This window comes from Halorubrum yunnanense, from assembly GCF_026586675.1.
Lineage (GTDB): Archaea > Halobacteriota > Halobacteria > Halobacteriales > Haloferacaceae > Halorubrum > Halorubrum yunnanense.
This window is the reverse complement of sequence record NZ_JAODIX010000026.1, coordinates 4,598-15,956: the sequence shown is the minus strand read 5'-3', so window position 1 is coordinate 15,956 and position 11,359 is coordinate 4,598. Positions and strand designations below refer to the sequence as shown.

13 protein-coding genes are annotated in these 11,359 nt (G+C 70.0%); 11 read left to right on the top strand and 2 right to left on the bottom strand.

The genetic code is table 11. From position 1 onward, the window contains the following. The first annotated feature begins 119 nt into the window (after window positions 1-119). Window positions 120-1,796 carry an acyl-CoA mutase large subunit family protein gene (locus N5096_RS05685; RefSeq protein WP_267663357.1) on the top strand — a complete coding sequence of 559 codons (1,677 nt, stop codon included), beginning with the start codon at window positions 120-122 and terminating at the stop codon, window positions 1,794-1,796. A gap of 30 nt (window positions 1,797-1,826) precedes the next feature. Here N5096_RS05685 and N5096_RS05680 read toward each other — a convergent pair whose 3' ends face one another. Next, window positions 1,827-2,630: a formate/nitrite transporter family protein gene (locus N5096_RS05680; protein WP_267663356.1), complete on the bottom strand. Its 804-nt coding sequence runs from the start codon at window positions 2,628-2,630 to the stop codon at window positions 1,827-1,829. Between the two features lie 122 nt (window positions 2,631-2,752). On the opposite strand from N5096_RS05680, the gene mce reads away from it, so the two are divergent. The 10 genes from mce to N5096_RS05630 all read left to right on the top strand — a co-directional run bounded on the left by mce (window position 2,753) and on the right by N5096_RS05630 (window position 10,834). After that, complete coding sequence (mce, locus tag N5096_RS05675; RefSeq protein ID WP_267663355.1) at window positions 2,753-3,139, top strand: methylmalonyl-CoA epimerase; 387 nt, start codon at window positions 2,753-2,755, stop codon at window positions 3,137-3,139. 75 nt (window positions 3,140-3,214) lie between these two features. Beyond that, on the top strand, window positions 3,215-3,889 hold the full coding sequence (locus N5096_RS05670; RefSeq protein WP_267663354.1) for a cyclase family protein: 675 nt from the start codon (window positions 3,215-3,217) through the stop codon (window positions 3,887-3,889). A gap of 105 nt (window positions 3,890-3,994) precedes the next feature. After that, the gene (locus N5096_RS05665; protein WP_267663353.1) at window positions 3,995-4,276 is read left to right on the top strand and encodes a 50S ribosomal protein L44e; all 282 of its coding nucleotides are present in this window, start codon (window positions 3,995-3,997) and stop codon (window positions 4,274-4,276) included. Between the two features lie 2 nt (window positions 4,277-4,278). Continuing rightward, on the top strand, window positions 4,279-4,452 hold the full coding sequence (locus N5096_RS05660) for a 30S ribosomal protein S27e (RefSeq protein ID WP_267663352.1): 174 nt from the start codon (window positions 4,279-4,281) through the stop codon (window positions 4,450-4,452). 16 nt (window positions 4,453-4,468) lie between these two features. After that, the gene (locus N5096_RS05655) at window positions 4,469-5,269 is read left to right on the top strand and encodes a translation initiation factor IF-2 subunit alpha (RefSeq protein WP_267663351.1); all 801 of its coding nucleotides are present in this window, start codon (window positions 4,469-4,471) and stop codon (window positions 5,267-5,269) included. A gap of 30 nt (window positions 5,270-5,299) precedes the next feature. Beyond that, a complete protein-coding gene (locus N5096_RS05650) occupies window positions 5,300-5,485 on the top strand; it encodes an RNA-protein complex protein Nop10 (protein WP_267663350.1) in 186 nt (61 codons plus the stop codon). 80 nt (window positions 5,486-5,565) lie between these two features. Next, window positions 5,566-6,318 (top strand): proteasome assembly chaperone family protein, encoded by a 753-nt coding sequence (locus tag N5096_RS05645; RefSeq protein ID WP_267663349.1) that lies wholly within the window; start codon window positions 5,566-5,568, stop codon window positions 6,316-6,318. An 83-nt stretch (window positions 6,319-6,401) separates the two neighbouring features. Beyond that, window positions 6,402-7,568 (top strand): thiolase C-terminal domain-containing protein, encoded by a 1,167-nt coding sequence (locus tag N5096_RS05640; RefSeq protein ID WP_267663348.1) that lies wholly within the window; start codon window positions 6,402-6,404, stop codon window positions 7,566-7,568. Next, a complete protein-coding gene (locus N5096_RS05635) occupies window positions 7,565-8,002 on the top strand; it encodes a Zn-ribbon domain-containing OB-fold protein (RefSeq protein ID WP_267663347.1) in 438 nt (145 codons plus the stop codon). The genes N5096_RS05640 and N5096_RS05635 overlap by 4 nt, the downstream gene beginning before the upstream one ends. An 87-nt stretch (window positions 8,003-8,089) precedes the next feature. Then, window positions 8,090-10,834: a hybrid sensor histidine kinase/response regulator gene (locus N5096_RS05630; protein ID WP_267663346.1), complete on the top strand. Its 2,745-nt coding sequence runs from the start codon at window positions 8,090-8,092 to the stop codon at window positions 10,832-10,834. A gap of 303 nt (window positions 10,835-11,137) precedes the next feature. Here N5096_RS05630 and N5096_RS05625 read toward each other — a convergent pair. Then, window positions 11,138-11,359: hypothetical protein (locus tag N5096_RS05625; RefSeq protein WP_267663345.1), on the bottom strand; the 222-nt coding region annotated here is incomplete at its 5' end.

The following is an 11,359-nucleotide window of genomic DNA, read 5'->3' as shown; positions in this document are numbered from 1 at the left end:
CGGTCGTTTTCGGGCATAGACACTTTGAAAACGCACCGCCTCACCTTTCAATCCTTATCTGAACACCGCCACGCTGTTCCCGAAAAGGGTTAAGTCGCGCTCGGACGACTAGTTCGATAATGTACGATCCCGAGGAACTGGCCGCGATCCGGGAGGCCAAGGAGTCGTGGGAGGCGGGGACCTACGGCGAGACAGTCGACCGGTTCGGGGAGCGCAAGGAGGCGTTCACCACCGACACGGGCGGCCAGGAGGTCGACCCGCTGTACACGCCGGCCGACATCGCCGACCACGACTACCGCGAGGACGTGGGGAACCCGGCCGAGGAGCCGTACACGCGCGGGGTCTACTCGACGATGCACCGCGGCCGGCTCTGGACGATGCGCCAGTACGCCGGGATGGGCACCGCCGCGGAGACCAACGAGCGCTTCAACTACCTCATCGACGAGGGCTCCTCCGGGCTCTCGATGGCGTTCGACCTCCCGACGCAGATGGGGTACGACTCCGACGCCGCGATGGCCGAGGGCGAGGTCGGCCGGTCGGGCGTCGCCATCGACACCCTCGACGACTTCGAGACCGTCTTCGACGGGATCCCCTTAGACGAGGTGTCGACGTCGATGACGATCAACGCGCCCGCCGCGGTCCTCCTCGCGATGTACGTCGCCATGGGCGACGAGCAGGGCGTCCCGCGCGAGGAGCTCCGCGGGACGATCCAGAACGATATCATGAAAGAGTACATCGCGCGGAACCTCTACATCTACCCGCCGAAGGATTCGATGCGGCTGATCACGGACGTCTTCGACTTCTGCGCCGGCGAGGTCCCCAGCTTCAACACCATCTCCATCTCGGGGTACCACATCCGCGAGGCCGGCTCGACGGCGGCCCAGGAGGTCGCGTTCACGCTCGGCGACGGGATCGAGTACGTGCAGGCCGCGATCGACGCCGGGCTCGACGTCGACGAGTTCGCGCCGCAGCTCTCCTTCTTCTTTAACGCCCACAACAACATCTTCGAGGAGGCCGCGAAGTTCCGCGCCGCCCGCCGGATGTGGGCGCAGATCATGGAGGAGCGGTTCGGCGCCGAGAACCCCAAGTCGAAACAGCTGAAGTTCCACACCCAGACCGGCGGCTCGACGCTCACCGCCCAGCAGATCGAGAACAACGTCGTCCGGGTCTCTTACCAGGCGCTCGCGGCCGTCCTCGGCGGCACCCAGAGCCTCCACACCAACGGGAAAGACGAGGCCCTCGCGCTCCCCACCGAGAAGTCGGTCCGCACCGCGCTCCGGACCCAGCAGATCCTCGCGCACGAGTCGGGCGCGGCCGACACGATCGACCCGCTCGCAGGCTCGTACTACGTCGAGAGCCTCACCGACGGCATCGAGGAGGAGGCGTTCGAGATCTTAGAGGAGGTCGACCGCCGCGGCGGGATGCTGGAGGCGGTCGAGAGCCAGTGGGTCCAGCGGCAGATACAGGACGTCGCCTTCGAGCGCCAGCGCGAGATCGAGGAGGGCGAGCGGATCATCGTCGGCGTCAACGAGTTCGAGGTCGACGAGGAGCCGGAGATGGACCTCGAGGAGGTCGACCCCGAACAGGAGCAGAACCAGCGCGAACGCCTTCAGGAGGTGAAAGCGGACCGCGACGGCGACGCGGTCGAGGACGCGCTCGCGTCGATCCGCGAGGCCGCGCGGGGGACCGAGAACGTGATGCCCCACGTCGTCGACGCCGTGAAGGCGTACGCGACGGTCCAGGAGATATCGGACGTGTTCCGCGACGAGTTCGGGGAGTACCAGCCGGGACGATAGGTCGGCGGGAGGCCCGGTTCCGACGCGCGGTCAGTTCGCCCCGCGGACGACGTGGCCGTACTTCAGCAGCGCGACGAACACCCCGCCGCCGACGGCGTTGCCGACCGTCGCCAACACGAGGAACGCGGCGTAGTCGGTCAGCGTGATGGCGTCCGAGACCAACAGCCCGAAGAGGACCTCGACGTTGCCCGCGATCGAGTGCGGGAGGTGGAGGAGGCCGATCGTCCCGGTGACGATCAACACGAGGAGGAGCCGGGCCGTGGTGTCCTGGGCCGCCGTCACGAGCCACGCCAACAGCCCCATCAGCCACCCGGCGAAGACGCCGCCGATGAACAGCCACGGGAGGTCGTGGTCGACGAGCTTCAGGGCGATCGTCTCGAACGACTGGGGGTCGACGACGCCGAGCTCCGGCATCAGCAGAGTCACGAGCAGGGTGAAACACAGCCCGCCGACGATGTTTCCGACGTACACGAGCCCCCAGAGCCGGCCCAGGTCTCGGAACGACGCCTGCCCGTCGAGCACCGGGATCACGGCCAGCGTCGTGTGCTCGGTGAACAGCTCCGAGCGGCCCAAGATCACGAACATGAACCCGATGGAGTAGACGGCCGCCAACAGCAGCTCGGTCGTGAGATCGCCGAAGGTCCCCGGCGAGAGCGTCAGTACCACCGCCATCATCAGCGGGCCGAACCCGATGTCGAGCCCGGCTGACACCCCCGAGAGCAGCAGCCCGGAGCGCTCCCGCTGCATCTCGTGGAGCCCGGTCTCGAGCAGCGAGTCGAGGACGCTCCGCGACGACATCTGCTCGTTCGACGTGTCGTTCTCTGAGTCGCTCACTGGTAGAGTCGCCTGACGCTACTCCCGGACGGTACCCAAATCTTTGGATCCCGGCGGGGGAGGTAAGGGGAACCGATCTCTCGCTCGGTCCTTATAAGTCGACGGCACTCGATCCGGGGCGTATGCGATTCGACCACGTCGGCGTCGCGACGCGCGACGCCGCCGACCTCGCCGACCTGTTCGACGGCCTGCTCGACGCGCCGGTCGCTCACGAGGAGACGTTCGACGGGATGGGCGTCGTCTTCCTCGAGCTCGACGACGGCGGCTACTTCGAACTCTTAGAGCCGGACGACGGGGGCGCGATCGCCGACTACCTCGACCGGGAGGGACCGGGGATCCACCACGTCGCGCTCGCGACCGACGACCTCCCCGCGGCGCTGGACCGCGCCCGAGACTCGGGAGTCGACCTCGTCGACGAGGCGCCCCGACCGGGCGCGTGGGGCCACGAGGTCGCGTTCCTCCACCCGCGGTCGACGGGCGGGGTGCTCGTGGAGTTCGTCGAGCACTGAGGACGGCGGCCCGTCGACGGGCGCGGAGCCTCCTCGCCCGCCGTTTTTAAGCGTCGGCACGCCCCATCGCCGCCCGTGTTCCGCGACCTCTCGCGACCGATCGAGACGGGGATGCCGACCTACCCCGGCGACCCGGCGGTGACGCTCGCGGCCGACGCGACCCACGAGGCCGACGGCTACGCAACGAGCGAACTCCGGACCGGGAGCCACGCCGGGACTCACGTCGACGCCCCGCGCCACACCCTCTCGGACGGGACGACGATCGACGAGGTCGACCCGGGCCGGTTCGCGTTCGACGCCCGTCTCGTCGACCTCCGGCCACTCGAACCGCGGGAGGCGATCGCGCCCGAGGCGCTCTCGGAGGCGGTCGGAGGGGAGACGGGTCCGGTCGACCTCCTCGTCTTCCGGACGGGGTGGGCGGGCCACTGGGGGACCGAGCGGTACCGCGATCACCCCTCTCTGACCGAGGCGGCCGCGGAGTGGTGCCGCGATCGGGCCGTCGGCGTCGGGCTCGACGCGTTCGGGCCTGACCCGACGCCCGCCGGGGAAGGGGCCGGTGCCGCGGCCGGGAGCGACGAACCCGAGGGCACTCCCGTCCACGACGTCCTTTTAAATAGCGGTCTCCCGATCGTCGAGAACCTCCGCGGGCTCGACGGGTTGCCGGCGCGGTTCCGGCTGTACGCGTTCCCGCTCCGCCTGCGGGAGGGCGACGGGTCGCCGGTGCGGGCCGTCGCGGAGTGGGAGGAGTGACCGAACGGCGCGCGGCGGCGTCGCGGCCGCTCCGCACCCCGGCCGGGGGACAGACCAAACCCGTTTTAAGCGTCGGCGACGAACCGCGACTCAAGGTCGATATCCATGGAGATGCCACGTCGTTTCAACACGTACTGTCCGCACTGTGACTCCCACCAGGAGCACGAGGTGGAGAAGGTTCGATCGGGTCGGGCGACCGGAATGAAGCGGGACGCGCGTCAGCGGCGCCGCGCGCTCGCGACGATCGGCAACGCCGGCGGGTACTCGAAGGTGCCCGGTGGCGACAAGCCGACAAAGAAGACCCACCTGAAGTACCGCTGCGGCGACTGCGGCCAGGCCCACATGCGCGAGGGATGGCGCGCAGGGCGGCTCACCTTCCAGGAGTAAGCATGGCAGGAGACTTCCACCGCGTCGCCTGCGGCGACTGCGAGAACGAACAGGTCGTCTTCGGCAAGGCCTCCTCCGTGGTGTCGTGCGCCGTCTGCGGCACGACGCTCGCGACCCCGACCGGCGGGGAGGCCGAGCTTCACGGCGAGATCGTCGAGACCGTTGAGGCGCGGTAACCGCCTCTAACCCCGTATGAAGTACAGCGGCTGGCCCGAACCCGGCGAGTTAGTGGTCGGCGACGTCGACGAGATCGCCGACTTCGGCGTCTTCGTCGACCTCGACGAGTACGAGGAGAAGCGCGGCCTCTGCCATATCAGCGAGGTCGCTTCCGGCTGGATCAAGAACGTCCGCGACCACGTCCGCGAGGGACAGACGGTCGTCGCGAAGGTGCTGGACGTCGACGAGTCCGCGAACCAGATCGATCTCTCGATCAAAGACGTCAACGAGCACCAGCGGAAAGACAAGATCCAAGACTGGAAGAACTCGCAGAAGGCCGACAACTGGATGCTGATCGCGCTGGGCGAGGACGTCGACGACGACCGCTACACCGAGGTCGCCAACGCACTCCTCGTCGAGTACGATTCCCTGTACGACGCCTTCGAGGCCGCGGCGATAAGCGGCGAGGAGGCGCTCGAGGACGTCGACGTCGACGAGGACGCCCTCGACGCCGTCGTTGAGGCCGCCCGCGACAACGTCTCGGTCCCGTACGTCGACGTGACCGGCTACGTCGACCTCGAGTCGATGGGCTCCGACGGCGTCGACGACGTGAAGGCGGCCCTCGAAGCGGCCGAGGGCAACGGCGAGGTCCCCGACGGCGTCGACCTCGAGGTCGGCTACGTCGGCTCGCCCGAGTACCGGATCAAGGTCCGCGCGCCCGACTACAAGACGGCCGAGGACCAGCTGGAGGCCGCCGCGGCCCGCGCCCGGACGTCGATCGAGGGCGCCGGCGGCGCCGGCGAGTTCCACCGCGAGCGCCGCGAGGACGACGAGTAGCCTCGTCGACGACCGGACCCTTCTCCACCCGTGAAATCCGACATCCGCGTCTGCGCGAACTGGGAGACCGCTCACGACCGGCCGGTGTACACGCTCGGCGACAGCTGTCCCGACTGCGACGGCCCGACGGCCAACAGCGCGCCGGCCCCCTTCAGCCCCGAGGACCCCTACGGCGAGTACCGGCGGCGGGCGCGGCGGCGTCGGGACTCCGAGTAGCTCGTCGGACACGCCGGCGCCCCCTCCCCTCGGCGCCGGAATAGCCACCCTCTTGTGACCGCCGCTCCGACGGATCCGGTATGGACGACATCGAGATCGACGAGGTCGCCGCGCCGGAGCTCGACGACCCGGTGCTCATCGAGGGACTGCCGGGCGTCGGTCACGTGGGGAAGCTAGCGGCGGAACACCTCTTAGAGGAGTTCGACGGGGAGTTGGTCCGCCGCGTGTACACCACTGAGTTCCCGCCGCAGGTCGACGTCGACGGCGACGGGGTCGCGGAGCTGACCTGCGCCGAGTTCCACGCCGTCGAGACCGACGGCGCCGACCTGCTCGTGTTGACCGGCGACCACCAGGCCGGCTCGAACAAGGGCCACTACACGCTGACGACGACGTTCCTCGACGTCGCCGAGGAGTTCGGCGCGACGCGGGCGTACGCGCTCGGCGGCGTCCCGACCGGCGAGCTCGTCGAGAAGTACACCGTTCTCGGCGCGGTCTCCGACGGCGACCTCGTCGAGGAGCTCGCGGACGCCGCCGTCGAGTTCCGCCCCGATGAGCCGGCCGGCGGCATCGTCGGCGTCTCCGGGCTCGTGCTCGGGCTCGGCGAGCGCCGCGGCTTCGACGCCGCCTGCCTCATGGGCGAGACGAGCGGCTACCTCGTCGACCCCAAGAGCGCCCGGGCGGTGCTGGAGGTGCTGGAGGAGGTCCTCGACTTCGCCGTCGACTACGAGAGCCTGGAGGACCGCGCCGAGGAGATGGAGGAGGTCGTCGGCAAGATCCGCGAGATGCAGGACGGCCCCGCGGTGCCGGACGACGACCTGCGATACATCGGGTAGTCGATCCGGCGGCGGTCGGTGCGTCTTCCGCGAGGGCCACCCCTTCCGGCAATGATAAACCGGACCCCGATCATCGTTCGTGCATGACCGACGTACGCGTCGCCGGAGTCGGCCTCACGCGATTCGGGAGCCACGCGGACCGCGCGGGACGGGACCTCTTCGCGACGGCCGCGGAGCGCGCGTTCGCGGACGCCGGCGTCCCGCGAGGGGACGTCGAGGAGCTAAACTACGGAAACTACATGGGCGCGCTCGCCGAGCACCAGGGCCACCAAGCCCCGTTGATGGCCGAAGCGGCCGGCGTGCGCTGCCCGGCGACCCGCTACGAGTCGGCGTGCGCCTCCGCGGGCGTCGCGGTCCGCGAGGCGGTCCGGACCGTCGCCGCGGGCGACGCCGACGTCGCCCTCGCGGGCGGGATGGAGCGCATGACGAACCTGCCGACCGACGAGGTGACGGAGGGGCTCGCGATGGCCGCGGACGACCTCTTCGAGGTCCGATCCGGCGTCACCTTCCCCGGCGCGTACGCGCTGATGGCGACCGCCTACTTCGACGCGTACGGCGGGGAGCGGCGGGACCTGGCGCATATCGCGTCGAAGAACCACGCGAACGCGCTCCCGAACGAGTACGCCCAGTACCGCCGGGAGGTGTCCGTCGACGAGGCGATGGACGCGCCGCCGGTCGCCGAGCCGCTCCACCTCTACGACGCCTGCCCGATCACCGACGGCGCGAGCGCGCTGGTGATCGTCTCCGCGGAGTACGCCGCCGAGCACGACGTGGACGCCCCCGTCGCGGTGACGGGGACCGGCCAGGGAACTGACCGGATGGCGCTCGCCGACCGCGAGCACCTCGCTCGCACGCCCGCCGCCGACGACGCCGCCGAGGCGGCCTACGCGACCACCGGCGTCGGGCCGGACGACGTCGACGTCGCGGAGGTCCACGACTGCTTCACCATCGCCGAGGTGCTCGCCACGGAGTCGCTCGGCCTGTTCGAGGCCGGCGAGGGGATCGGCGCCGCCCGCGAGGGGGTCACGACCGCCGACGGCGACCTCCCGGTGAACCTCTCCGGCGGCCTGAAGGCCAAGGGCCACCCGGTCGGCGCGACCGGCGGCTCGCAGATCGCCGAGCTGACCCGGCTGTTGCGGGGCGACCACCCGAACAGCGAGCACGTCCCCGACGCCGAGGTCGGCGTCGCGCACAACGCGGGCGGCACCGTCGCCAGCGCGGTCGTCCACGTGCTGGAGGTGGCCGAATGAGTGACGGCGCCGACGCGGACCGCACGGAGACCGCGCCGACCCCGATCACCGACGCTGACTACGCCGAGTGGCTCGACGCGCTCGCGGCGGGCGAGGGGTACGCGCTCGTCTGTCCCGACGGGCACGGGTCGCTCCCGCCCCGGCGGCTCTGCCCGGAGTGCGGGTCGACGTCGCTCTCGCGGGAGCCGCTCGCCGAGACCGGCCGGGTCGAGACGTTCAGCGTCGTCCACGTCCCGTCGCCGCGGTTCGCCGACGACGTCCCATACGTCACCGCGGTCGTCGACCTCGGCCCGGTCCGAGCGACGGGCGTCCTGCGCGGCGTCGACCCCGAGGGCGACGCGGTCGCCGTCGGCCTCTCGGTCGAGGCCGGCGTGGAGAAGCGAGCGACGGACGGGGAGCCGCTGGTCGCGTTCCGGCCCGCTGACGGCGAGTAACGTCCCCTTACTCGACGGTTCGAACGCAGCCGGCGTTTCCGCTCTCCGCCCAAATCGTTATACGGGCGTCACCTGTAGTCGGGGCCAATGACCGACCGGATCCGCGTCCTCCACGCCGACGACGACGCCGACTTGGCGGAGGTGACGGGGTCGTTCCTCGAACACGAGGACGAGCGGATCGAGGTCGAGACCGCCCCGAACGCGACGGCGGCGCTGGAGCGGCTCGACGACGGCGGGATCGACTGCGTCGTCTCCGATCACGACATGCCCGGACCGAACGGGATCGAGTTCCTGGAGCGCGTCCGCGAGCGCGACCCCGACCTCCCATTCATCCTGTACACCGGCAAGGGGTCCGAGACGGTCGCCAGCGAGGCGGTCTCCGCCGGCGTGACGGACTACCTTCAAAAGGGCGGCGGCACCGAGCAGTACGAGATCCTCGCGAACCGCATCGTCGACGCCGTGATGAAGCGCCGCGCCGAGCGCGAGGCCGAGCGGACCCGGCGACAACTGCGGGCGATCACCGACAACTCGATGGACGCGATCGTCACCGTCGACGCCGAGGGCACGATACAGTTCGCGAACCCGGCGGTCGAGCGCCTCTTCGGCTACACGCCGGACGAACTGGAGGGCGAGCCCCTGTCGACGCTGCTGCCGGACCGGAAAGCGGAAGATCGCCGCGAGGCGGTCGACCGGTACCTCGCGAGCGGCGACCCGACGACGGACTGGTCGGCCGTCGAGCTCCCCGGTCGGCACCGCGACGGCCACGAGGTGCCGCTGTCGATCTCGTTCGGCGAGTTCGAGGAGGACGGCGAGCGCCGTTTCGTCGGGATCGTCCGGGACGTGACGGAGCGCGAGCGACACCGCGCGTTCGTCGAGCGCTCCAACGACGCCGTCGCCGCGCTCGACGCGGACGGCAGCTTCCAGTACGTGAGCCCGGCCGTCGAGTCGATACTCGACGTCGAGCCGGCGGAGCTGCTCGGCGAGGTGGCGTTCGAGCGCGTCCACCCCGAGGACCGCGAGCGCGTTCTCGAGGCGTTCCGCGCGCTGGTCGCCGGCGAGACGGCCAACCCGACCGTCGAGTACCGGATACAGCGCGCCGACGGCGACTACCTGTGGGTGGAGTCGGTCGGCAGCGACCGGCTCGACGACGACTGGATCGGGGGATACGTGGTCAACACGCGGGACATCTCCGACCGGAAGGCGCGCGAGGAGAAGCTGGCGCGGCTCCGCGAGCGGACGCGAGACCTCAACTACGCCCGCACCGTCGAGGAGACGGCGGAGTTGGCGGTCGACGCCGCCGACTCGATCATCGGCGCGGAGCTGAGCGGAATCCACCTCCTGAACGACGCGGGGGACGCGCTCGAACCGGTTGCGATCGCCGAGTCCGTCTCGACGTTCTTCGACGAGCAGCTGTCGTACGACCGGGACGCGCCGCCGGGGTCGCGGGCGGCTCTGGCGTGGGAGGCGCATCGGGGCGACGAAGCGATCGCCATCGGTGAGGTCTCGGCGTCGGACCGGCTCGACGAGGAGACGCCGGCGGAGAGCGTCGTGCTCCATCCGATCGGCGACCACGGGCTGTTCGTCATCTCCGCGTCGACGGCCGACGCGTTCACCGACACCGATGTGCTCATCGCCGAGATCCTGGCCAATCACCTGGAGGCGGCCCTCGACCGCGTCGCCCGCGAGACCAGCCTCGAACGGCTCCACGACGCGACCCGAAGCCTGATCCGGGCGGACTCCCGCGAGGAGATCGCCGAGCGCGTCGTCGAGGCCGCGGCCGAGGTGCTCGGCTTCTCGGTGACCACGGTCCGGGTCTACGACGAGGACGCCGGCGGGCTGGTCCCCGTCGCCGTCTCGGAGGCCGTGGAAGTGACCTTCCCCGAACGGGAGGTGTTCACGCCCGACGGCGGGAGCCTCAATTGGCAGGCGTACGAGGCCGGGGAGGTCCGGGTGTACGACGACATCGAGGAGTTCGACGCCGTCGACAAGGGGACGGGACTCCGGAGCCTGATGGTCCTCCCGGCCGGCGAGTACGGGACGGTCTCGATCGGCGAGACCGAGCCGGGCGTGTTCGACGGCACGGACGAGTTCCTCGCGCGCATCCTCGCGACCGCGGCGGAGACGGCGTTCCAGCTGGAGGCCCGGACCGAGCGGCTCCACCAGCGGAGCGCCGAGCTGGAGCGACAGAACGACCGGCTGGCCGAGTTCGCCAGCGTTGTCTCCCACGACCTCCGCAACCCGCTCAACGTGGCGCAGGGCCGGGTGGAGCTGGCGCGAGACGGGTGTGACTCGCCGCATCTCGACGCCGCCGCGAGCGCGCACGACCGGATGGACGGCCTGATCACCGACCTACTCACCCTCGCCCGCCAGGGGGAGCGCGTGAGCGACACGGAACCCGTCGGTCTCGCGTCCGTCGCGAGCTCCTGCTGGATGAACGTCGACACCGCGGACGCGACGCTCGCCGTCGAGACGGACCTGACGCTGTGCGCCGACGAGAGCCGGCTGCAACAGCTGATCGAGAACCTCATGCGCAACGCGGTCGAGCACGGCGGCGACGACGTGGCCGTCGCCGTCGGCTCGCTGGACGGCGGCGACGGGTTCTTCGTCGCGGACGACGGGCCCGGAATCGACCCCGACGACCGCACTGACGTGTTCGACGCCGGGTACTCGACCTCGGAGGGGGGGAGCGGGTTCGGGCTCCGGATCGTCGAGCAGGTGGCGACCGCCCACGACTGGGACGTGCGCGTCACGGACGACCCCGAGCTGGGGGGCGCCCGCTTCGAGGTGAGCGGCGTGGAGCCCGCGAGCGGCGTGGAGCCCGCGAGCGACTGACGCTCGGCGAGCGACGGAGTGCGAAGCGGGAAAACCGATAAACCGGCTCCGTCGAGGCTCGCCTTTTCAGACTTCGCACCGCGCGAAACGGGGATTGGCTGAAGCCCGCTTTTCGATCGACAGCGGGAGTACGTGTGTCAGGTTAATTAAGTGATTGTTTATAAATGATTGAGAGATGTCGCTGTCGGCTGTTTATAAGTTATCGACGGCTCTGTGGGGAACACCTCCAAAGCCCCAGTCGCTCGGTCATACGTGGTCGACTACGGATCGACGGTGAACACCTCCAAAGCCCCAGTCGCTCGGTCATACGTGGTCGACTACGGATCGACGGTGAACACCTCCAAAGCCCCAGTCGCGAGGACTCGCGTGACTCGCTGCGCTCCTCGACCGCTCACTTCGTTCGCGGTCTGCGGTGCTTGCGTCGTCAGGCTTCGCCCTCGCGACTGCCCCTTTGAGTCCCTCCCTCCGCACGACACCGCACCGCACGGCCTCGCACCTCCCCAACCTCGCCGCGACGGCGTTTGC

Excerpts from the sequence above, each read along its gene's own strand:
- N5096_RS05635 (WP_267663347.1), top strand. The coding sequence starts at position 7,565 with ATGAGTGACGGCGCCGACGCGGACCGCACGGAGACCGCGCCGACCCCG.
- N5096_RS05685 (WP_267663357.1), top strand. The coding sequence starts at position 120 with ATGTACGATCCCGAGGAACTGGCCGCGATCCGGGAGGCCAAGGAGTCG.
- N5096_RS05640 (WP_267663348.1), top strand. The coding sequence starts at position 6,402 with ATGACCGACGTACGCGTCGCCGGAGTCGGCCTCACGCGATTCGGGAGC.
- N5096_RS05665 (WP_267663353.1), top strand. The coding sequence starts at position 3,995 with ATGGAGATGCCACGTCGTTTCAACACGTACTGTCCGCACTGTGACTCC.
- N5096_RS05630 (WP_267663346.1), top strand. The coding sequence starts at position 8,090 with ATGACCGACCGGATCCGCGTCCTCCACGCCGACGACGACGCCGACTTG.
- mce (WP_267663355.1), top strand. The coding sequence starts at position 2,753 with ATGCGATTCGACCACGTCGGCGTCGCGACGCGCGACGCCGCCGACCTC.
- N5096_RS05660 (WP_267663352.1), top strand. The coding sequence starts at position 4,279 with ATGGCAGGAGACTTCCACCGCGTCGCCTGCGGCGACTGCGAGAACGAA.
- N5096_RS05645 (WP_267663349.1), top strand. The coding sequence starts at position 5,566 with ATGGACGACATCGAGATCGACGAGGTCGCCGCGCCGGAGCTCGACGAC.
- N5096_RS05655 (WP_267663351.1), top strand. The coding sequence starts at position 4,469 with ATGAAGTACAGCGGCTGGCCCGAACCCGGCGAGTTAGTGGTCGGCGAC.